Origin of the sequence: Nocardia sp. CA-136227 (assembly GCF_050955695.1) — a bacterium.
GTDB lineage: Bacteria > Actinomycetota > Actinomycetes > Mycobacteriales > Mycobacteriaceae > Nocardia.
Genome location: NZ_CP192081.1, coordinates 4,118,840 through 4,138,930, shown reverse-complemented (window position 1 = coordinate 4,138,930; position 20,091 = coordinate 4,118,840). Strand labels below are relative to the sequence as shown.

Sequence of the window (20,091 nt, the reverse complement as noted above, 5' to 3'; positions counted from 1 at the left end):
CGCCTCCGGGCGAGGAAGCCGCGGCCACCGCCGAGGAGCAGAACGTCCGCCCGGCCGGTGAGGGGCCCGCCATCCTGTTACCGCGGGTGGTGCGGGACAGCGCGATCGTCGCCTATCGCAATCTGATCACCATCCTGCGCGTGCCCACCCTGCTGGTGACCGCCACCATCCAGCCGCTGATGTTCGTGTTCCTGTTCGCCTACATCTTCGGCGCGTCGCTGGGCGGCAGCCAGTACCGGGAGTTCCTGCTCGCCGGAATCTTCACGCAGACAGTCGCTTTCAACGCGGCGTTCACCACCGTCGGCCTGGCGAACGATCTGCACAAGGGCATCATCGACCGGATGCGGACGCTGCCCATGTCGCGGCTGGCGGTGCTGATGGGCCGCACCCTGTCCGACCTGGTGGTCAATATCCTGGCGCTGGCGGTCATGGTGGCGTGCGGGTACGTGGTCGGCTGGCGGATCAACGGGGCGATCATGGACGCGGTGCTGGCCTTCGCCGTCATCCTGCTGTTCGCCTTCGCCATGTCGTGGGTGGGCGCGATCACCGGGCTCATGTCGCCGAGTGTGGAGGTGGCCCAGAGTGCCGGGCTCATCTGGCTTTTCCCGCTGACCTTCATCTCCTCGGCGTTCATCTCCGGGGAGACGCTGCCCGGTCCGCTGCGCACGGTGGCCGCCTGGAATCCGATCACCGCGGTGTCGGCGGCCGGGCGCAAACTGTTCGGCAACGGGTCACCGCCCTCGTTCACCCCGGCCACCGGCTGGGTCGCCGACCACTGCGTCGAGTACTCGATCCTCTGCTCGGTGGGCATCCTGGCGATCGCGGTGCCGCTGGCCCTGGTGCAGTACCGCAAGGTCGCCAGTCACTGAGCGGGCTGGGCCTGCGGCACGGCTCCGAGCTGGCCCAGCAGGCCGAACATGTCGAAAGAGCCACGGAATTCGGTGATCCGGCCGTCGCGGACCCGGTAGAACACGACGCCGGGCACCGCCACCGTGCGGCCGGTCGCCGGGATTCCCTGGAACTCGCCGAGCTGGGTGCCGCGGCCGGTCCAGCGTTCGGCCACCCGATCACCTTCCGCCACCACCTCTTCCAGCGTCGAATGCCAGTCGGGGAAGGCGGTGCGCATGGCGGTGTTGAACGCCTTGAGGCCCTCGATCCCGCCGACCTCGGGGGCGTGGATGACGACATCGGGGGCCATCAGCTCATCGGCCACCGCCAGCCGGCCCGCGTTCCAGAATTCGTTCACGAAGCGCTCGATCAGCGCCTTGTTCGACTCGGACATGATCACTCCTCGATCGGTGGTCGGGGCTCGCGGTGAGCCCTCGTACCGACTGTGCGCGCTCGCGGCCGCCGGGAACATTCCAGAAACCTGGTATCCCGTCGGCGCGGGTGCGGCCGTAGCCTGAGATGGTGGGGCAGCACCGATCGACGGATCGGGCACGGCGTGAGATCGTCCGCCTGTGCCACTCCGGGCTGGACGCGGGCACGGTTCTCACCGAATCGCTGAGCGCGTTGCGCGCGGCCGTCCCGATCGCCGCCTACTGGGCGGCCACCACCGACCCGGCCACCGTCCTGTTCACCGGCTCGGTCATCGACGAGATCCCGGCTGCGGCCACCCCGCTGTTCCTGGCCAACGAGTTCCTCGACGACGACGTGAACCACTTCCGGGCGCTCGCCGCCGCCCCCGACCCGGTCCGCACCCTGTTCGACGCCACCCGGGGCCTCCCCGAGACCAGCGCCCGCTATCGCGACATCCTCGCCCCACTCGGTATGGGCGACGAACTGCGCGCGGCTTTGCGGACCGGGGAGAGCTGCTGGGGTGTGTTGTGCCTGCATCGGGAGCCCTCGCCGGAGGGCTTTCGCGCGGATGAGGTGGGTTTCGTGCACGCCATGACCGCGCATCTGGCCGAGGGCCTGCGCGCGGCGGTGCTGCTGTCGGAGGTGGAGACCGCGGACGGGCAGCCCACGCCCGGCCTGCTGCTGCTCGACGACGCCGGGACCGTGCTGGCCCGCACCCCCGAGGCGAGCGTCCTGCTGGCCGAGCTCGCCGACCAACCCGCGCGCGAGACCCTGCCGCAGGCGATCGTGGCGGTCGCCATGCGCCTGCGCAGTCTGGAACTGGACCCGAATTCGCCTGCGGTGCCCCGTGTTCGATTGCGCACCCGTGCGGGTCGCTGGCTGGTGGCCCACGCCTCCCGGCTGCACACGGACCCGGGTGCGGACCCCGAGGGCCCGATCGCGGTCATCCTCGAACCGGCCCGCGCCCCGGAGATCGCGCCCCTGAAACTGGCCGCCTACCCGCTGACCCCGCGCGAACACCAGATCGTGGCCTTGGTGCTGGCGGGCAACTCGACCCGCCGGATCGCCGACACCCTGGTGGTCTCACCGTTGACGGTGCAGCAGCACCTGAAGTCGATCTTCGAGAAGTCCGGGGTGCGCAGCCGCCGCGATCTGGTGGCCAATCTGCTTGCCGCCCATTACGGCTCACCCCACTGACCCCCGACACAGAACAAGGTCCCCCGCACCGATGGTGCGGGGGACCCGTGTCGTCGTGTCGCTGGGCGGCTAGCCGCGGCGGCGGGACTTGATCAAGTCCATGCGCTCCTGCAGCAGCTCCTCGAGCTCTTCCTTGCTGCGACGCTCGAGCAGCATGTCCCAGTGGGTGCGGGGCGGCTTGACCTTCTTGGGCTCCTGGGTGGTGCCCTCCATGAGGGTGCCCTCCTGGCCGTTGCGGCACAGCCAGGTCGGGGGGATTTCGGCGTCGTCGGCGAACGGGACGTCGAATTCCTCGCCGTTGTCGGTGCGGTACCGCGCCATCCGACGCGGCGCCAGGTCGTGGTCGCGGTCGGTCTCGTAGCTCACCGCTCCGAGCCGAGACCCCCGGAGTACGCGATCTGCCATGAGTGCGGTCCCTTCTCGCCTGTCGGCAATGTTCTACTTCAGTGTTTCTGCAGCTGCGGTACGTAGTGTCAACGCCGCCGCGCACGTTTCGGTTCCCGTGGGGAGAACCCTGCCATCCTACCCGTGCGGGTCGCCCGGTTTGCTGCGGCGTGCCACTGCACCCGGTCGGGGCCGGAAACCGCTATTGTCTCGGACCATGTCTCGACGCGTGCTGTCCTGCTGCCAGTGGTGCGGGCGGGAGATCGCCGAATCGGAGATCGGACGCCGCCGCCGGTACTGCCGGCAATCGTGTCGCCAGCGGGCGTACGAGCATCGGAACAGTGTGAAGGGCACCGGTATTCCCGAGGATTCGGTGGTCCTGAGCGCCCAGGAGGTGTCGGATCTGTCCGACCGCTGGTTCGCCGCCCGCTGTGCCGCCGAGGATGTGGCCACCGCCGTCTCCGAAGGCGCGGAGATGATCGAACTCGCCGATCTCACCGCGACATTGGTGGCGTTGACCCGTGAGGCCGAACGGCTGCGCTGAGCTCGCCGGTGCGTCCGCTCAGCGCGTACACGATCGCGATCCCCGCGGCCGTGACGGCGGCGACAAGACCGAGCGCGGTGAGGGTTTCGGCATCGGGCGAGGTCACGGGCTGTCCGCGCAGCGCCTGCCACAGCAGCGTCGCCACCAGGCCGGTGTAGCCGAGCGCGAGCACCCCGATCAGCCGGGCGCGGGTGCGTTCGGCGCGCAGCCACCCCACGGTGGGGGCGAGGCGGGCCAGCACGATGGCGGCGATGATCAGCAGCTGGATGCCGTGCAGGCCCGCGAAGTGCGCGATCCGCACGTCACCGCCGGTGGTGCTCCAGTGTGTGACCGGCATGCCCGCGACCCCGTCGCGGACGGTCGGCTGCCCGTGTTCGACGGTGTGGCCGGCGGCCAGGGTGACCGGGTGCCCGTAGGCGTCGGTGGTGTGCTGTTTGCCGCTGTAGCCCATCGTGTAGCCCAGCGCCATCCCGAAGACCGCGATGCCCAGGCCGGTGCGGATGGCCATGGAGGTGGGGCGGTCGGTGACGCGCTGCCACGAAAGGGTCACCGCGATCACCAGATTCGCGAGGAACAGTCCCGGTACTCCGGTCATGAACACCTTCTGGCCGATCGTGTTGAACGCGTCGGTCTCGGTGTTGAAGTGGCTGAAGGTGCCGCGCGCGGCCTGCACGACGACGAACCCGACGTCGGCGACGGCGGTGGCGGCGAAGACCGTTCCCATCCACCAGGTCAGGCGCTGCCCGCGGTGCGGGAAGGACACCAGCCAGGCCAGGGTGCCGCAGTACAGGACCATGGCGATGGCGAACTTGAGGGGTTTGAGCCACACCGTCTCGCCGAGCAGCGCGCGGTCGTCGAAGACCATGGCGCACAGGCAGAACAGGGCCAGGGCGGCCATGGCGGCGGTGGTGGCGAGCAGGGGCCGGTGCAGTCGGCGGCCGGGGGCGGAGTCGGTGAGCGGCGCGAGCGTCGGACGATCGAGCGTGGTCATGAGGCTGACGGTAGGTTCGCGATCCGCCGGCGCACGTCCCCCGGCGGTGGTGTGGGCACCCCGTACCCGGGTATGAGAAACGGCCCCGGCGGTAGCGCCGGGGCCGTTCTCCATCGTGCGGACGACGTTGTCGCACAAACCGATCCGTGCACCCCTCATCGGTGCTCGGAGTGGCCGAGGGGTTCGGGTGGGTCTAGTCCGCCGGGGCGAAACCGAAGTCGACGCCGCGGTCGGCCAGCCAGCCGATCGGGTCGATGGGCGCGCCGGGGGCGGTGTGCACTTCGTAGTGCAGGTGCGGGCCGGTGGAGTAGCCGCGGCTGCCGACGGTGGCGAGCACGTCGCCGGCGCGCAGCTGCTGGCCGACGCCGACCAGGATGTCCTGCATGTGGCCGTAGACGCCGATGGTGCCGTCGTCCTGCTGCACGCGCACCCACAGGCCGAAGCCCGACGCGGGGCCGGCCTCGATCACGGTACCGTCGGTGATGGCGCGGATCGGGGTGCCGAAGCCGTCGCCGAAGTCGATGCCGGCGTGCATGGCGCCCCAGCGGATGCCGAAGCCGGAGGTCAGCGGGCCGTCGACGGGCCGCACGGTGGCGGGCCGGGCCGGTGCGGGCGGAATGCCGGGCAGCGGCGGCAGCGGGATGTTGAGGCCGTTGAGGTAGTCGATGACTTCCTGCGGCACGATCTGGGGCTGCTGGGCCTCGGGCGGGGTGAACGCGGTGAACTGGCCTTCCACGACGGCGGCGTTGGCGACGGAGTCGTGCGCGACGTCGGGGTCGGTGGCGACGAGGGCGGCCATGGACGCGCCGACGAGGGCGGTCACGGCAACGGCACGGGTCGCGGCTGCTCGGTATCGGCTGGTTCCCCGGAAGCGGGATAACGAATCGGTTACGGGCATGTCTCGAAGCTACGAGATCTCAGCTTCCGTTCAGAAACCCTGTTGCGACCGTCACATTGGTACAAAAGCCCAGTTCGACTGTTACGGATTGATAACGACACGCAGGTAATTTTGCGATGACGTTGGCTTGTGTTGATAACGCATGTATTGACCGTCGATCGACTTGGCGGCACTCTATGTAAGTGCCCACTAATGGAGTGAAGGTGCTCAGTGCGCTCGCCGACGACACCCGGCGCGCGGTCTTCGAGTCCCTGCCGCAAGGCCCCAAGGCCGTCGGGGAGATCGCCGAGGCCCTGGGCGTGACCAGCTCGGCGGTCTCGCAGCATCTGAAGGTGCTGCGCGAGGCCCGTCTGGTGATGATGCGCCCGCAGGGCAACCGCCGCCTGTACTCCCTGGACCCGCGCGGCCTGGCCGACGCCCGCGACTATCTCGAGCAGTTCTGGCCCAGCGCCATCGCCGCCTACTCGGCCGCGCTGTCGGAGGCGAAGGCCGCACCGGAAGGGGAGTAGACCGCCGGGCCCGTGCGCCGACGCGGTGGCGTCCCGCAGTCCGGGAACGTGCGGCCGTGCCGCGGTCCGCCTGCTCGAGCGGGCGATACGGTGTCGAGGTGGGTACGTCGGTCGGAGTGCAGCGGCAACGCCATGTGGGTCTGCCCGGCTGGTCGGTCCCCTTCGTCTTCATCGTCAGCGGGGTGTCGCTGTACGCGGGCGCCGCGATCGGCGTGCGGTTGTTCGATACGGTCGAGCCGGCGACGGTCGCCTGGCTGCGGGCCGCGGCGGCCGGGGTGGCGTTGCTGATCTGGCGGCGGCCGTGGCGCGCCCGCTGGACGCGTCGCGCGGTGCTGGTGGCCTCCGGGTTCGGGGTGGTCACCCTCGGTATGAACATCGCCTTCTATGAGGCGATCGCGCGGATTCCGCTCGGGACCGCGGTGGCCATCGAATTCCTGGGCCCGATCGCGGTGGCGGCGCTGGGTTCACGCCGGGCCCGCGATCTGCTGGCCGTCGCGCTCGTGGGGGCCGGTGTCTTCCTGCTGGCGGGGGTGTCGTCGGAAGCCGGGCCGGGCGGTGTCGGGTTCGCGGTGCTGGCGGGTGTGTTGTGGGCGGGCTACATCCTGCTCGGCAAGCGGGTGGCCGATACGGGTTCGGGGATGGACGCGCTGGCGATCGGGACGACGGTGTCGGCGATCGTGCTGGCCCCGATCCTGGTGACCCGCCAATGTGCGCTCGCCCCGGCCGTTTTCGCCGATCCGCGGACCTGGCTGCTGGGCGTGGGTGTCGGGGTGTTGTCGAGCGCGGTGCCCTATGCCCTGGATCAGGTGGTGTTGCGCCGGGTGGGTCGTGCCCGGTTCGCGCTGTTGCTGGCCTTGCTGCCCGCGACGGCGGCGGTGATCGGGGCGGTCGCGCTGGCCCAGCGGCCCGGCGCGGCGGAGCTGGCCGGGATCGGATTGGTGATGGCGGCGTTGAGTATCAGTGCCGGGCAACGGGATCCGCGGGTGCCCGCCGCCGATACGGGGGTCTAGCCGACGCGCCGGTAGGCCTGCTGGGCGCGGCGGTCGAGGCCGGTGCCGGGCCAGGGGCGTTTGCGCAGTTGCTTGTCGGCGGCGTTGATCACCTCGGGGACACCGATCTTCAGCAGTCCGGGGTCGATGGCGTCGGCGTCCGGGTCGCCGGACTGTCCGGCCCACAACACGGCGTGGCGGCCGAGCAGATGCGGGGGCGGGCCGCTGCGGCTGGGCGGGTTGGGTCCGAACAGCTGCACGGTGCGGGTGCCGAAAGCGGCGGCCAGGTGCGCGACGCCGGTGTCGCCGCAGACCACGAGCGCGGCTTCGGCGACGGTGGCGGCCAGTTCGATGAGGTTCTGCTGCCCCGCGAGGACTCGTGCCGGTGAGAGTCCCGCGCGGGAGGCGACGCCGAAAGCGGTCTCGCGTTCGGATTCGTCACCGGTCAGCACGACTTCGCGGTCCTGCACCAGCAGATGCCGGACCACCGCGGCGAACCGGTCGGGTGGCCAGCGGCGGGCGGGTGCGCCCGCGCCGATGTGGACGACCACGGCGTCGCGGTGGCTGGTGGTGGCGACCGGGGGCACCAGGCCGAGGTTGCGGCGGTCGGCGGCGATGCCGTCGTATTCGAGCAGATGGCACCAGCGGTCCACGTCGTGCATATCGGGCTCCCAGGCGGGCCCGGCGAGGTCGGGGAAGGCCGGATTGCGGTAGGACAGAATGCGTTCGGGGCGGGTGCGCGAGAGTTCTACGATGCCCTCGGCGCCGGGGCCGTTGAGGTTGACCGCCAGCGCGGGCGCGGGGCCGTCCCAGCGGAGCCCGAAGTCGCCGACCGGGATCATCTCGTCGACGCAGGCGATGAGGTCGACGATCGGTTTGAGGCGATGGGGGGCGGCGAGCGCGATGTGGTCACCGGGCCGGGCCCGGCGCAACGCGCGCAACGCGGGAACAGCGGTGAGCAGATCACCGAGTCCACGTGCTCGCAGCACTAGTACAACCGCCACTGAACCTCTCCTAGCCGGCCACGCTGCCCACAACGCCTTGATCCACCACGTGCGGGGACCATCGGGTGAGGACTACCCGGCCTGTCCGGGGGCGAAACCCTCGGACCGGTCCGCACGGACAGTCGGTGCCTCCGTGTCCGATTCGCGAAAAATCGCGGGTACTACCGGCTGTCGTTGTGGGGTTCCGATCGACTACCGTGACACTCATGACCTTCGTCTACAACCTCATGGTGACGGCTCATCTGCTGGGTATGGCGGCCGTGGTCGGCGGATACGCCGCCGCGCAGCCGCGCGTGTCGGAACTGATGGTGTGGGGCGCGCGCGTGCAGGTCCTCACCGGCGTCATCCTGGTGGGCATGGCCGAGTCGATCGACTCGCTGCACAAGGACCCGAACATGGCGAAGATCATCACCAAGCTGGTGGTGGCCGTGGCGGTGGCCGCGTTCGCCGAGATGGGTCGCGCCGACGCCAAGCGCGGCAAGGAGGTCGCGTGGATGACCCACGCCGCGGGTGGCCTGGCGATCCTGAACGTGCTGATCGCCGCCCTCTGGAAGTGATCCTCCGCGAGAGGGCCTGCGAGACGACATAGCGAAATGACGGCGATGCCGCATCGGGTGCGTACGTGCACCCGATGCGGCATCGGTCGTTTCGGGGTCAGGGCCGTCCGATGAGTTCGGGCGGAACCTCGCGGGCGTGGTGACGGGCCAGGCTCTTGGCGAGTTCGGCCGCGACCACGGCGTGCCCGGCCATGGTGAGGTGGATGCGGTCCGCCGAGAGCCAGTCCTCGCGCAGCCGCGCGGGGTGGTCCCAGAATTCGGTGAGGACGGCGTCGCGGCGGTGGGCGATGCGGCGGATCGACTGCGCGAATTCGGCGAACCGCGGCCGCAGCGGGGCCAGTCGCCCGATATAGGCGTCGGCGAGGGTGAACAGCGCGAGCCGCGCGCCGGTGGCGGCGACGCTCGCACACAGATCGTCGAGATCGGCTTCCACGGTCAGCGGGCCGGCGTCGCGCAGGAACAGATCGTTGCCGCCGCAGGAGACGACCACCAGATCCGGCCCGAACTCCTCGAGCGCGGGCAGTTGCCCGGCGCGCACGTCGGCGATGACCGCACCGACCACGCCGGTGTTGAGGTAGGCGGCGTCGGGGTGCGCGGCATGCAGCCAGCGGCCCAATCGGTCCGCCCACGACACGGTTTCGTAGCCGGGCCACGGGTCGCCGGTGCCCGCGGCGGTGGAGTCGCCGATGACGGCGAGGCGGCGGAACGGCACCGCGCGCATCATGGCGACGGCCGCCGCATCGGAGAGCGTGTAGGGATCGGTGGTCTCGGTGCGGTCGGTCATGAGGGGGTCTCCTCGTTGCGGATGGGCAGCGCCGCGAGCACGGCCGTGACGACGGCGATGGCGGCACAGCACGCGAACAGGGTGTGGAAGGCGGTCAGCGGCTGCCCGGGATGGGCGGCGAACACCGCGGCCAGCAGCGCGACCCCGAGCGCGCCGCCGGACTGGCGGGCGGTGATGTTCATGCCGACCCCGGCCGCGAACCGCTGCGGCGGCAGCGCCCGCGCGGCGGCGGTGCCCAGCACGGTGACGAGGATGCCGATGCCGCCGCCGCCCAGGATTCCGGCGGGCACCCACCCGGACCAGAGCGCGGGCTCGGTGTCGAAGACCCCGGTGCTCATGTAGAAGGTGGACGCGGCGAACATCGACGCGCCCAGCGCGCCGAGCCAGCGCTGCCACGGCACGGGGGCGCGGCCGGCGACGACCGCGGTGATCATGGATGCGCCCGCGCCGATGCTCATGGCCGCCGCGGACTCCAGCACGGAGTACTGCCAGATGGCGTCGAGCCACAGCGGTCCGGCCAGCAGCCACGCGAACATGGTGGCGCCGAAGACGAACGAGACGGCGTTGACGAGAGCGTAGGCGCGGCTGCGCCACAGTCCGATGGCGATGGCCGGGCGCGGATGCCGCCGCGACCGCCACAACGCCAGGCTCAGCAGGACGACTCCGATCAGCGCGCTGCCCAGGGTGCGGGCGTCGGTCCACCCCCATTGCTGTCCTTGGGTGACCGCGGCGACGACGGTGCCGATGCCGAGTCCGGTGGCGACGGCCCCGAGGAGATCGGGCAGTCCGTGCGGCTGCCGGTGCTCGCCGCGGGCCAGTCGCCATCCGGCGGCGATGAGCACGGCCGCGACGGGCACGTTGATGACGAACACCGACCGCCACCCGAACCAGTCCACGAGTGCCCCGCCCACGGCCGGGCCGACGGTCGCGGCGAATCCGCCCGCGGCGGTCCAGGCGGCCATGGCCATGCCGACGCGTTCGGGTGGGCTGCTGCTCAGGACGAGCGCGAGACCGGCGGGAATGAGGAAGGCCGCGGTGCCGCCTTGCAGGAACCGTCCGGCGATGAGCCATTCGGCGCCGGGTGCGAGGGCGCACAGCAGGGAGGTGAGGGCGAATCCGGTCAGGGCGGTGAGGAATACGCGGCCGCGGCCGAGGGTGTCGGCGAGTTGCCCGGCGGGGGTGAGCAGGGCGGCGAAGGCGACGGCGTAGCCGCTGACCACCCAGGTGAGGGTGCCGGCGGCGGTGTCGGGGTAGTCGCGGGTGATCTCGGGGAAGGCGATATTGACCACGGACAGGTCGAGGAAGGACATGAAGGCCGCGCCGGAGGCGACGAGCAGGGCGAGTTTGGCCGCGCGGCCGGAGTCGGCGGGGGCGGTCGCGGGGGTGCCGGTGGTGGCGGGTGCGGGTGGGGAGGCGTCGGCGCTCGGACGGTGGGTGGTGTCGGTCATGACGGGCTCTCTGCGTGAGGGTCGGGAGCGGGATCAAAACAGTACGCACGATCGTTCGTATTGTTGAAAAGTACGACCGATCGTGCGTTTACGCAACAGGTGATGCGAGGATGGATTCATGGACGAACCGGTGCGCGCTTCCGACCAGGAGATTTCCGATCAGCGTCGGCTCAAGGGCGCGCGGGCCCGCGCGAGCATCGCCCGCCACGCCGCCGACGTCGCCTCCGTCGAGGGGCTGACGGGGCTGAGTCTGGGCCGGCTGGCCGAGGACCTCGGGGTCAGCAAGTCCGGGGTGGCGACCCTGTTCGGCAGCAAGGAGAACCTGCAACTGGCCGCGGTGGCCGCCGCGCGCGAGGTGTTCATCGACAATGTCGTGCGCCCGGCCCTCACCGCGGACCCGGGCCTGCCGCGGCTGCGCGCGCTGATGGACCGCTGGTTCGACTACATCGGTGAGCCGGTGCTGCCCGGCGGCTGCTTCCGGGGCGCCTGCCAGCCGGAGTTCGACAGCCGTCCCGGCCCGGTGCGTGACGCGCTGGCCGCCGATCGCGCGGACTGGTTCACGGTGCTGGCCAAGGAGATCGGCCGCGCCCAGGAGCAGGGCGCGATGACCGGACTGGATCCGCGGGCAGTCGCGTTCCAGTTCGACGCGGTGGTGTCGGCGGCGAACACCGCGACCCGTCTGGGTGATGAGGCGGCACTGCCGACGGCGCGCGCGATCATCGACGGCCTGCTCGGTTCCGCGCCTCAGCGGTGATCATGGCTGTGACCTGCGGGAATTCGTGATCGGTTCGCGCATGGCTTTATTGCACTCGATGCACTGATCGCCAACCCTCGACCTGAATGCGCGGAGTGCGTGAATGCAGTTCGGGCGCAGCCGGTTTCACGTGGAGCAATGCGCCGGTGTATTTCATGCCGGGCGTGGCGCGTACATGATGAGCGCGACCCCCAGCCCGCACACCAGCGCCCCGATCACATCCCAGCGGTCGGGCCGGAATCCGTCGAATACCATGCCCCACAGCAGTGATCCCGCCACGAACACGCCACCGTAGGCGGCGAGGATCCGGCCGAAGTGGGCGTCGGGTTGCAGGGTGGCGACGAACCCGTAGCAGCCGAGCGCGATCACGCCCGCGCCCATCCACGCCCAGCCGCGGTGCTCCCGGACCCCCTGCCAGATCAGCCAGGCGCCACCGATTTCGGCGACGGCGGCCAGCCCGAACAACACGATCGATCGCAACACGGTCATGGGAGCACACCCTAGAGTCCGGGCGCGATCCCCGGCCGGACCGCCTCGCGTGCGGTCCGGCCGGGGCCGATCACGGTCGCGCCGGGGCGTTCTCGAACAGTCGCTGCCCGAGGTAGCCGCCCGGCCCGGGCACCCCGGGCGGGATGACGAACACCGCCGAACCGACCGGGATGGTCCACTGGTTGAGCGCGTCGAACTCGGCCAGCCGCTGCTGCACCGGCAGGTATTGGGCGTCGACGTCGCGCTGGAACGACGCGAACAGCAGCCCTGACTTCGACACCTGCCCGGGTGCGGGCGCGTCGTCGTAGTTGTAGCCGCGGCGCAGGAACCGTTCCCCGTCGTGCGCGTGGTGGGCGCGCGCGATGTGCGACGACGGCGGGATCTTCGGGATGCCGTAACGGTCGGTCGCCGCGAAATCGGGTTCGTCGAATTCGCGGGTCCCCGACAGCGGCGCGCCGGTGTCGACGGTGCGCCCGACGGTGAGGGCGCGCCCGTCGGCGTCGAGCTCGTCCCAGGTGTCGAGGTTCATGGCGATGCGCCGCAACACCATCGACGTGCCGCCCGCGAGCCACGGCTGCCGCGCCCCGTCGTCCCACACCAGGCGATCGAAATCCGGTGTGGCCGGGGCGATGTTGACGGTCCCGTCGACCGACCCCATCAGATTCCGCATGGTCTGCCCGCGCGGCGCGTCCCGGAACCCGCGTTGCACCCACCGGATCGACACCAGCGATTTCACGTGCTTGGACAGCACCCGCACCGCGTGCGCGACCGTGGTGGCCTCCTCCCCGCACACCTGCACCAGCAGATCGCCGCCGCAGAAGGCGGGATCGAGCCGGTCGATGGTGAACGGCGGCAAGGGTTTCAGCCAGGACGGGCGGTGCGCGTCGAGCCCGGCGGCGGTGAACAGTCCTGGCCCGAACCCGACCGTCACGGTGAGCCGGGCGGGCCGGGCGGCCAGTTCCGGTTCGGTGTCGGCGAGCGCGGGTTTGCCCTGGGTGAGACGCGCGGCGTCATCGGTCCAGATCTTCAGTAGCCCGATGATGTCCTCGCGGCCCGCGCCCGGCGCGAGATCGAAGGCGGCGAAGGTGGCGTGCCGGGGCGGTTCGGTGGCGATGCCCGCCTGGTGGGGGCCGTGGAAGGCGACGGTGTCCAGTCCGGGGTCGCGGTCGTGTTCACGGTGGGTGAGTGTGGCCGCGCCCCAGCCGATCCCGGCGACGCCGGCCGCGCTCGCCGCGACGGCCCCGCCGCCGAGTAGTCGCCGCCGCGACACTCGCGCGGGGGATTGTGCCGGGTCAGCCACCGTGGGCGGCCTTGTCTCCGGAACCCGCGCCGTCGCCGGAGGGCTGGTAGCTCTCCTTGCCGCCCGCGAAGTCGCGCACCTGCGCGGTGACGGTCGTGGTCGAGCCGTCGGAGAAGGTCAGCGTGATGGGTGTTTCCGAGCCGGTGCGCAGCGGGGCCTTGAGGCCCATGAACATCAGGTGGTCGCCGCCGGGTGCGAGGGTGGCGTCACCGTGGGCGGGGATGACCAGGCCACCGGCCTTGGGGCGCATCATCTTCTCGCCCGCCCCGTTGGGCGCGGTCTCGTGGATCTCGACGGTCTCCGAGGCGGGGCTGGTGGCCGCGACCAGGTTGACCGGCTTGTCGGACTTGTTGTGGAAGACGCCGAACGCGCCGGACATGGGGTGCTCGGCGGGGTTCACGGTCGGGACGGCCTTGATCCACTGATCGGTCAGGGTGATCTGCTCGGCGGCGGTGCCCGCGGTGTCGGAGGCGGACGGGGAGTTCGAGCAGGCGACGGGCAGCAGGGCCAGTGTCGAGATCGCGGCGGCCGCGCCCACGCGGCGCGCGAACCCGCCGGTGCGCAACCGGAATCCGTGGCAGAAGGGCATCTGGGACATGGGGGTACTCCGTAGGTCAGGGGTGAAGGAAGGACCACCCCGGATCGGTCCCGGGCGAACCCCGTTCGGCGCAGCGCTGATTCGTCGAGCGAGCCCGTGGAGCTCATCGACGGCGCGGGAAACGGGTGTCGCGGACCTAGATCGGCGCGAGGTGGATGGACGAGGCGGCGGCCACCGGCGGGCCGCGACGTCCGATCCCCGGACTGACCAGCAGACGCCGCGCTTCGGCCCGATCATCGGCCACCCGCGCGTGCACGGGCCGTGTCGGCGGGGTGAGAACCGCGCCGAGAGCGAGCAGGAACCGCCGCACACCGGTGACAGCGCGGCGCAGGCCGGTCTCGGCGGCGCGAATCACCAGCGCGCCCACCGGGATCGCCACCAGGTGGGCGATCAGCATGCCCGCGGGCGTCGAATGATGATGGTGCCCGGGCGGCATCGACAATGCCGCGTGCCCGAGGGCCTGCCCGGCCGCCAGCAGACCCATGGTCCCGGCGAGCCCGTAGCGTGGCCGCAGCGTCGCCACCACGACCCCGATCACCGTGCACGCGCCCACCAGCAGGGGTAGCGCGGAGCCTTGGGTCAGGGTCGCGCCACCGCCGAGTCCGTGCGCGAGAATGGCGACCGCCCCCGAGGACGCGCCGACGGCAGCGCCGCGCAGGCGCGCGGTGTGATCCGTCGGTGAGCGCACCGCGTCATGCTACGACGTCGTGTCGTCGTCGATGTTTCCAGGTGGTATGACCTGGGTCTCCACAACATCTCCACACGCGGCGCGTTCGATCTCCACGCCGGTTGCCTAATGTCGGCTGCATGGAAACCAGTGCGCGCCGGATCCTGGTGGTCGAGGACGAGCCGACCATCGCCGAATCGATCGCCGCCCGCCTGCGCGCCGAGGGCTACGTCGTCGACATCGCCCACGACGGTCCCGCCGGGGTGGCGGCCGAGGCGGCCGGGGATCCGGACCTGGTGGTGCTGGATGTGATGCTGCCCGGTTTCGACGGACTCGAGGTGTGCCGCCGCATCCAGGCGCGCCGCCCGGTCCCGGTGCTCATGCTCACCGCCCGCACCGACGAGACCGACATGCTCGTCGGGCTCGGCGTCGGCGCCGACGACTATCTGACCAAACCGTTCTCCATGCGGGTGCTCGCCGCCCGCGTCCACGCCCTGCTGCGCCGGGTGGAACGCACCGCCGCGACCGTGGCCACCATCCTCGTCGGTGACCTGCGCATCGACACCGATCAGCGGCGGGTGTGGCGCGCGGACAGCGAAACCCAGCTCACACCACTGGAATTCGAACTGCTCGTGCACCTGGCGCGGCGGCCGCGCACGGTGCTCGCGCGCGAACGACTACTCAGCGAGGTGTGGGGGTGGTCCGACGCCTCGGGCACGCGTGCGGTGGACAGCCACATCAAGGCGTTGCGCCGCAAGCTGGGCGCGGACCTCATTCGCACCGTACACGGCGTCGGCTACGCCCTGGAGACCCGGTGATCGGCGAGACCGCGGCTCCGGCGAGCGGGGTGCGGGCGTTCGCGAACCGGGTGGCGGCCCGCCTGCCGCGGCCCCTGGACCGGGTGCCGTCGATCAAGGCGAAACTGGCGATCCTCATGGTCGGCTCCGGCACGGCCGCGTTCGGCTACTTCGCGATCCGCATCGGTGTGCTGCCGCCGCGCGCCACCGTCGTCGCCATGGTGTTCGCGCTGCTGATCTCCCAGGTGCTGGCCCACGGGATGACGATGCCATTGCGGGAGATGACCGCCGCCGCCAAACACATGGCGCAGGGCGACTATTCGCGCCGGGTGCGCGCCACCTCCCGCGACGAGGTCGGTCAGCTGGCGGTGGCGTTCAACCAGATGGCCGCCGACCTGGCCGCCGCCGATCAGCAGCGGCGCGAGTTCATCGCCAATGTGTCCCACGAACTGCGCACCCCGATCACCGCCCTGGGCGCGGTGCTGGAGAACCTGGTCGACGGTGTCGCCCAACCGGATCCGGCGACCCTGCGCACCGCCCTCGCCCAGACCCAGCGGCTGAGCCTGCTGGTCTCGGAACTGCTCGCCCTGTCGAGCATCGAGGCGGGCGCGGTGCGTCTGGACCGCGAACCGGTGGAGCTCGAGCCGCTGCTGAGCGAGGTGGTCGCCGAAGCGGAGGTGATGGCCGCCGCCGTGGACCGGCCGGTCCGCTTCACCGTCGCCGTCGCCCCCGGCCTGACCGTGCACGCCGACCCCGCCCGCCTGCACCAGGTGCTGCTCAACCTGCTCGACAACGCGACCCGTCACGGCCCCGCCCACGGTGAGGTCCGCGTCCACGCCCATACCTTCCACGGCCGCGTCGTCATCGAGGTCTCCGACGACGGCCCCGGCATTCCCGCCGCCGAACGCGCCCGCGTCTTCGAACGCTTCACCCGCGGCGGCCGCGCCAGCGGCGGCGGCACCGGCCTGGGTCTGGCCATCGCCCGCTGGATCGTCGACCTGCACGGCGGCACCATCGCCGTCGCCGACCCGGGCTCCCGCATCCGCATCACCCTGCCCTCATCCTGACCGACAGTCTTTTCACCCATTCCCGACCGTGTCCCGGCGGCGCACCGCGCTCCCCGGGCCGGTCCCGCACACCCCGATGGAGGAACCTATGCCCGACAAACCCACACCAACACCACCTCCCGATCCCACGGCATCGGCATCGGTGAGCTCCTCCGCCACCGAGACTCCGGCTGTCGAATCGGCCGCCCTTGATCCGGCGGCGTCGGCCGAGCGTGCCGCCGCGCCGGTTCCCGAACCGGCCATGGCCACCGAGAACGCGGCTGTGCCCGTGGTGGGAGGGGCGATCGCCGATCCCGCACTCGCCGATCCGACCCGGCCTCTGGTCTCGGCGGCCGCGGTACCGCAGCAGGCGCCTGCGATGGCGGGTGCCGCGCCGACGGGTGCCGGTGGTCCCGCGCAGTGGCCGGCCGCGTGGCCGGGCGCGTGGCAGCCCCGTACCGCCGCAGTTCCACCATCCGCTCAGCCGTGGCCGTTTCGTGCTGCGCCGCAACGGATTCCGTCGCGGTCGGAGCGTGTTCCGGCGCCGAACGGGTTGCTTGCCGCCACGGCCGCTGCGGGGTGTGCGGCCGCGGTACTGGTACCCCTGGATCGTCCCGGCATCGGATGGTTGCTCGCCGGCATCGCGATCACCGGCACGGTGTACGCGGTCGATCGCGCGGCGCGGAACGCGGCGCGGAACGCCGAGGACGACTCGGACCGGAGTGACGTCGACCGCGTGGACGAGGGACCGCAGACGCGCCTGAGCGGAGCGGGCGAACCCGGTGACGCCCGCGACGATGTCGCGAGTGACCGCGCGGCCCGCGCCGATCAGGCAGCGGCCGAAACACCGTCGTCGGCGAACACCGGGCCTGTCACGGGTATCGGTGGCCTGCTGCCCGCCGGTCTCGGGGACGTGCCCTGGGGTCGTGTCTGGTGGACGGGTGTGGCGTTGGCCCTGCTGTCGGTGGGTGCTTTCCGGGCCGCGCCCTGGCTTTTCGTGCTGTGCCTGGCCGGTGCGGCGGTGGCCGGGTCGCTGGCGGTGGTGCCGCGGTCGGCGTACGGGGCCTGGTTCGACGTGCTCGCGGTGCCGTTCGCGGGCCTGAATTCGTGGCCGTGGCTGTATCGGGCCATGACCCGCACTCGGGAGCGGGTGGGAACGGGCACCGCGCGGGTGTGGTGGTCGATCGGTGCGGCTGCCGCGCTGCTGCTGATCATGGTGCCGCTGCTGGCGGGGGCCGACGCGGTGTTCGCGGGTCTGGTGGACGGGCTGATCCCGGCCGTCGACGTTCCGGCCGTGATGCGGTGGGGTGCGGTGTTCCTGGTCGCCGGGTCCGGGGTGGCCGGGGCGCTGTACCTGCTGGCCGGTCCGCCTCCGGCGGCGGTGGACGACGACTCGCACTCCGGCCAGGGCCGGGGCGTGCGCCGGTTCTCGCCGCTGGAGTGGGGAATCCCGGTGGGCGCGTTGACGATCGTGTTCGCGGCGTTCGTGGCCACCCAGGTGGCGGTGCTGTTCGGTGGCGACGGCTACGTGCAGCGCACCGCGAGCCTCACCTACGCCGAGTACGCGCGCAGCGGCTTCTGGCAGCTGTTGGTCGTGAGCCTGCTGACTCTCGCCGTGATCGGTGTCGTGCTGCGTTTCGCCGCGCAGGACGATGTCACCGAGCGCCGCTGGCTGCGGATCGCGATCGCCGTGGTGATCGGCCTGGCGCTGGTGATCGTGGCGTCGGCGATGCACCGCATGTGGACCTATCAGCAGGCGTACGGGTTCACCCTGCTGCGGCTGCTGGTGCAGGTGTTCGAAGGCTGGATCGCCCTGGTGTACCTGATGCTGCTCGCCAGCCTGGTGCGCCTGCGCCGGTACTGGGTGCCGCGCGTGGCCGTCGGCGCCGCCCTGACGACCCTGCTCGCCCTGTCGGTCCTGAACCCGGAGGGTTTCGTCGCCGACCGCAATATCGCGCGCTGGCAGTCGGGCAAGCCCCTCGACACCTACTACCTGTCGGACCTGTCCCCGGACGTGCTGCCCGCCACCGACCGGCTGCCCGAGCCCCAGCGCTCCGCCATCGCGAATGCCGTCCGCGAACGCCTGAAGGACGATTCCTGGCAGGGCTGGAACTTCTCGCGCGCGACCGCGACCCGCTGATCAGCCGAAGCCGACCGGTGTCCAGCTCTGACCCGCGTCGCGGGTGACGAGCATCATGGTGGGCACCGGTCCGTTTCCGGGGCGGCTCAGCACCACGAAACCGGTTGTCTCGGTGACGAACTCACCCGAGACCGGCTGCCAGCCGCGGTCGGGTGCGGTGTAGGCGGTGGTCCAGGTCTCGCCGCCGTCGGTGGATGTCAGCAGGTGTTCGTCGACGGCGGCGACCAGATGGGCGGCATCGGCGGGCAGCAACACGGCCTTGGCGGACCGGGACGGGGACAGCTGCCCGGTCTCGGTGAACGTGACGCCCCCGTCGACCGAGGTCACCACCCGGGTGGCGCTGCCGTCAGCGGATGCCGGGAGACCACACAGCGCCACGAGCCGCTTCTCCGATACCGCGTGCCAGTCGGCGGGCCCGCTGCTCCCGCACGGCAACTGCCACGGCGTCCAGGTGCCGTCGACCATGCGGGCGCCGTTCCTGCCGCGGCCGGTGACCACCATCCAGGCACGGCTTCCGGCAGCCGACACCACGGGGACCGGGTAGGGGCCGCCGGCGCCGGGCACCGCGACCTCGATCGGTCCGGTCCACGCGTCGCGAGTGATGGGGCTGGTGAACACCGCGGTCTGCTCATCGGCTCGCGCGGCCGCCACCCAGACGGCGCCCTCGGACACGGTGAGCGACCAGGCCGGTTCCGCCGTCTTGATGTCGATATCGGTCTCACGCCAGCTGGTTCCGCCGTCGTGGGTGGCGAACAGCTTGTCGCGGGTCCCGATCCAGCCGTTGCGGGCGTCGGCGAACTTCACCCATCCACCATGGTGACCGGCGTCGCGCAGCGGTGCCGGGAGCGGCATCTCCCGCCAGGTGCGCCCCCCATCGGTGGTGTGCCGCAACGCCTGGCACAGCAGGGCCGGGCACGGATAGCTGCGGCCCAGCACCCAGCCCTCGTCCGCGGAGACGAAGTTGATCGAATCGGGTTGGAAGCCCACCGGATCCGGGTCCGCGGCGAGCGTGGCCACCGGAGTCGCGGTCGGCGCCGCAGATGTGGGTTGGGGAGTCGCCGCCTCCGGTGTGGTCGTGGTTCTGCTCGCCGAGTCCGGCCCACTGTCACCGTCGTCGATGGTGAGCCCCGCGATCACCCCCGCCGCGAGCACCGGCATTCCGACCCCGATGACTCCGGCCAGTACGACCGGATTCGCCCGCAACCGCACCGGTCGGGACTCCCTTCGACACGAACCCGGGCCGTGTTCCCGGACGGTCGCCCGGCGGCCCTGTGGCACAACGGGATCGAGTATGCCCGTTGCCGGCCGGTTACGCCCATCCCGAGGTCAGCGGCCTCCGCGCTGCGCGGCCAGCCGGACCGCGACGTCCCCGATGAGGTCGTAGGGGATGGGGTCGCGCAGCGGGAACTTCAACGTGCCCTTGCCCTTCAGGTAGGGCGCGATCGCCCGCTGGAACCCGTCGTCACCGGCGGGCACCGGGTACACCGACAGGAAGGTCTTCCAGCCCGCGAAATACATGACGGCCTTGCCGTTCACCTGCACCGCGGGGATCTGGTAGCTGATGGTCTCCGACGCGTCGGGCAGGGCGGCGTGGATGGTGGCGCGAATCTTCTCGAGGGCGGCGCGGGCCGGGGCGGGCTGGGCGGCCAGATAGTCGTCGACGGTCTCGGGCTCTGTCATGTACGGCCACCCTTCC

The 20,091-nt window shown here is 71.3% G+C and carries 23 protein-coding genes; 10 read left to right on the top strand and 13 right to left on the bottom strand.

Features of this window, described 5'->3' with window-relative positions; translation table 11 throughout:
• Nucleotides 1–86 precede the first annotated feature (86 nt).
• Nucleotides 87–869, top strand: a complete 783-nt coding sequence (locus ACQP06_RS19110; RefSeq protein WP_433673364.1) for an ABC transporter permease — start codon at nt 87–89, stop codon at nt 867–869.
• Here ACQP06_RS19110 and ACQP06_RS19105 read toward each other — a convergent pair.
• Complete coding sequence (locus ACQP06_RS19105; RefSeq protein WP_433665891.1) at nt 863–1,282, bottom strand: ester cyclase; 420 nt, start codon at nt 1,280–1,282, stop codon at nt 863–865. The genes ACQP06_RS19110 and ACQP06_RS19105 overlap by 7 nt on opposite strands.
• 128 nt (nt 1,283–1,410) lie before the next feature.
• Here ACQP06_RS19105 and ACQP06_RS19100 point away from each other — a divergent pair, with 128 nt between their 5' ends.
• On the top strand, nt 1,411–2,496 hold the full coding sequence (locus tag ACQP06_RS19100; protein ID WP_433665890.1) for a response regulator transcription factor: 1,086 nt from the start codon (nt 1,411–1,413) through the stop codon (nt 2,494–2,496).
• 69 nt (nt 2,497–2,565) lie between these two features.
• Here ACQP06_RS19100 and ACQP06_RS19095 read toward each other — a convergent pair whose 3' ends face one another.
• Nucleotides 2,566–2,901: an RNA polymerase-binding protein RbpA gene (locus tag ACQP06_RS19095; protein WP_213555785.1), complete on the bottom strand. Its 336-nt coding sequence runs from the start codon at nt 2,899–2,901 to the stop codon at nt 2,566–2,568.
• Between the two features lie 196 nt (nt 2,902–3,097).
• Between ACQP06_RS19095 and ACQP06_RS19090 the strand changes: the two genes are divergently transcribed.
• Nucleotides 3,098–3,424, top strand: a complete 327-nt coding sequence (locus tag ACQP06_RS19090) for a hypothetical protein (protein ID WP_033086730.1) — start codon at nt 3,098–3,100, stop codon at nt 3,422–3,424.
• On the opposite strand, the gene ACQP06_RS19085 is transcribed toward ACQP06_RS19090, so the two are convergent.
• Both ACQP06_RS19085 and ACQP06_RS19080 read right to left on the bottom strand, forming a co-directional pair.
• Complete coding sequence (locus ACQP06_RS19085; RefSeq protein WP_433665889.1) at nt 3,375–4,415, bottom strand: hypothetical protein; 1,041 nt, start codon at nt 4,413–4,415, stop codon at nt 3,375–3,377. The two genes, ACQP06_RS19090 and ACQP06_RS19085, sit on opposite strands and share 50 nt — an antisense overlap.
• Before the next feature lie 193 nt (nt 4,416–4,608).
• Nucleotides 4,609–5,238, bottom strand: a complete 630-nt coding sequence (locus ACQP06_RS19080) for a M23 family metallopeptidase (protein ID WP_433665888.1) — start codon at nt 5,236–5,238, stop codon at nt 4,609–4,611.
• Between the two features lie 257 nt (nt 5,239–5,495).
• On the opposite strand from ACQP06_RS19080, the gene ACQP06_RS19075 reads away from it, so the two are divergent.
• Nucleotides 5,496–5,822: an ArsR/SmtB family transcription factor gene (locus ACQP06_RS19075; RefSeq protein WP_379099958.1), complete on the top strand. Its 327-nt coding sequence runs from the start codon at nt 5,496–5,498 to the stop codon at nt 5,820–5,822.
• 98 nt (nt 5,823–5,920) lie between these two features.
• Nucleotides 5,921–6,832 (top strand): EamA family transporter, encoded by a 912-nt coding sequence (locus ACQP06_RS19070; RefSeq protein WP_433665887.1) that lies wholly within the window; start codon nt 5,921–5,923, stop codon nt 6,830–6,832.
• On the opposite strand, the gene ACQP06_RS19065 is transcribed toward ACQP06_RS19070, so the two are convergent.
• Nucleotides 6,829–7,815 (bottom strand): glycosyltransferase family 9 protein, encoded by a 987-nt coding sequence (locus ACQP06_RS19065; RefSeq protein ID WP_433665886.1) that lies wholly within the window; start codon nt 7,813–7,815, stop codon nt 6,829–6,831. The genes ACQP06_RS19070 and ACQP06_RS19065 overlap by 4 nt on opposite strands.
• Before the next feature lie 206 nt (nt 7,816–8,021).
• Here ACQP06_RS19065 and ACQP06_RS19060 point away from each other — a divergent pair, with 206 nt between their 5' ends.
• Nucleotides 8,022–8,372, top strand: a complete 351-nt coding sequence (locus ACQP06_RS19060) for a hypothetical protein (RefSeq protein ID WP_213555781.1) — start codon at nt 8,022–8,024, stop codon at nt 8,370–8,372.
• Nucleotides 8,373–8,469: 97 nt separating this feature from the next.
• Here ACQP06_RS19060 and ACQP06_RS19055 read toward each other — a convergent pair whose 3' ends face one another.
• Both ACQP06_RS19055 and ACQP06_RS19050 read right to left on the bottom strand, forming a co-directional pair.
• Complete coding sequence (locus tag ACQP06_RS19055) at nt 8,470–9,156, bottom strand: SGNH/GDSL hydrolase family protein (RefSeq protein WP_433665885.1); 687 nt, start codon at nt 9,154–9,156, stop codon at nt 8,470–8,472.
• The gene (locus tag ACQP06_RS19050) at nt 9,153–10,604 is read right to left on the bottom strand and encodes an MFS transporter (protein WP_433665884.1); all 1,452 of its coding nucleotides are present in this window, start codon (nt 10,602–10,604) and stop codon (nt 9,153–9,155) included. Before ACQP06_RS19050 ends, ACQP06_RS19055 begins: the two co-directional genes overlap by 4 nt.
• Nucleotides 10,605–10,722: 118 nt before the next feature.
• Between ACQP06_RS19050 and ACQP06_RS19045 the strand changes: the two genes are divergently transcribed.
• Nucleotides 10,723–11,358, top strand: a complete 636-nt coding sequence (locus tag ACQP06_RS19045) for a TetR/AcrR family transcriptional regulator (protein WP_433665883.1) — start codon at nt 10,723–10,725, stop codon at nt 11,356–11,358.
• A gap of 153 nt (nt 11,359–11,511) precedes the next feature.
• On the opposite strand, the gene ACQP06_RS19040 is transcribed toward ACQP06_RS19045, so the two are convergent.
• From ACQP06_RS19040 to ACQP06_RS19025, 4 genes are all read right to left on the bottom strand, one after another.
• The gene (locus ACQP06_RS19040) at nt 11,512–11,847 is read right to left on the bottom strand and encodes a YnfA family protein (protein WP_379277844.1); all 336 of its coding nucleotides are present in this window, start codon (nt 11,845–11,847) and stop codon (nt 11,512–11,514) included.
• A gap of 70 nt (nt 11,848–11,917) precedes the next feature.
• Nucleotides 11,918–13,147: a Dyp-type peroxidase gene (locus ACQP06_RS19035; protein ID WP_433665882.1), complete on the bottom strand. Its 1,230-nt coding sequence runs from the start codon at nt 13,145–13,147 to the stop codon at nt 11,918–11,920.
• Entirely contained in the window at nt 13,140–13,736 is a 597-nt protein-coding gene (locus ACQP06_RS19030) for a copper chaperone PCu(A)C (protein ID WP_433673363.1), read from the bottom strand. Before ACQP06_RS19030 ends, ACQP06_RS19035 begins: the two co-directional genes overlap by 8 nt.
• A 145-nt stretch (nt 13,737–13,881) precedes the next feature.
• The gene (locus ACQP06_RS19025; RefSeq protein ID WP_433665881.1) at nt 13,882–14,433 is read right to left on the bottom strand and encodes a hypothetical protein; all 552 of its coding nucleotides are present in this window, start codon (nt 14,431–14,433) and stop codon (nt 13,882–13,884) included.
• Between the two features lie 119 nt (nt 14,434–14,552).
• On the opposite strand from ACQP06_RS19025, the gene ACQP06_RS19020 reads away from it, so the two are divergent.
• From ACQP06_RS19020 to ACQP06_RS19010, 3 genes are all read left to right on the top strand, one after another.
• Nucleotides 14,553–15,230 (top strand): response regulator, encoded by a 678-nt coding sequence (locus ACQP06_RS19020; RefSeq protein ID WP_433665880.1) that lies wholly within the window; start codon nt 14,553–14,555, stop codon nt 15,228–15,230.
• A 116-nt stretch (nt 15,231–15,346) separates the two neighbouring features.
• Complete coding sequence (locus tag ACQP06_RS19015) at nt 15,347–16,276, top strand: HAMP domain-containing sensor histidine kinase (RefSeq protein WP_433673362.1); 930 nt, start codon at nt 15,347–15,349, stop codon at nt 16,274–16,276.
• 142 nt (nt 16,277–16,418) lie between these two features.
• On the top strand, nt 16,419–18,395 hold the full coding sequence (locus tag ACQP06_RS19010; RefSeq protein WP_433665879.1) for a DUF4153 domain-containing protein: 1,977 nt from the start codon (nt 16,419–16,421) through the stop codon (nt 18,393–18,395).
• Here ACQP06_RS19010 and ACQP06_RS19005 read toward each other — a convergent pair whose 3' ends face one another.
• Nucleotides 18,396–19,604, bottom strand: a complete 1,209-nt coding sequence (locus ACQP06_RS19005) for a hypothetical protein (protein WP_433665878.1) — start codon at nt 19,602–19,604, stop codon at nt 18,396–18,398.
• A gap of 117 nt (nt 19,605–19,721) precedes the next feature.
• Nucleotides 19,722–20,075 carry an iron chaperone gene (locus tag ACQP06_RS19000; RefSeq protein WP_433665877.1) on the bottom strand — a complete coding sequence of 118 codons (354 nt, stop codon included), beginning with the start codon at nt 20,073–20,075 and terminating at the stop codon, nt 19,722–19,724.
• Nucleotides 20,076–20,091 lie beyond the last annotated feature (16 nt).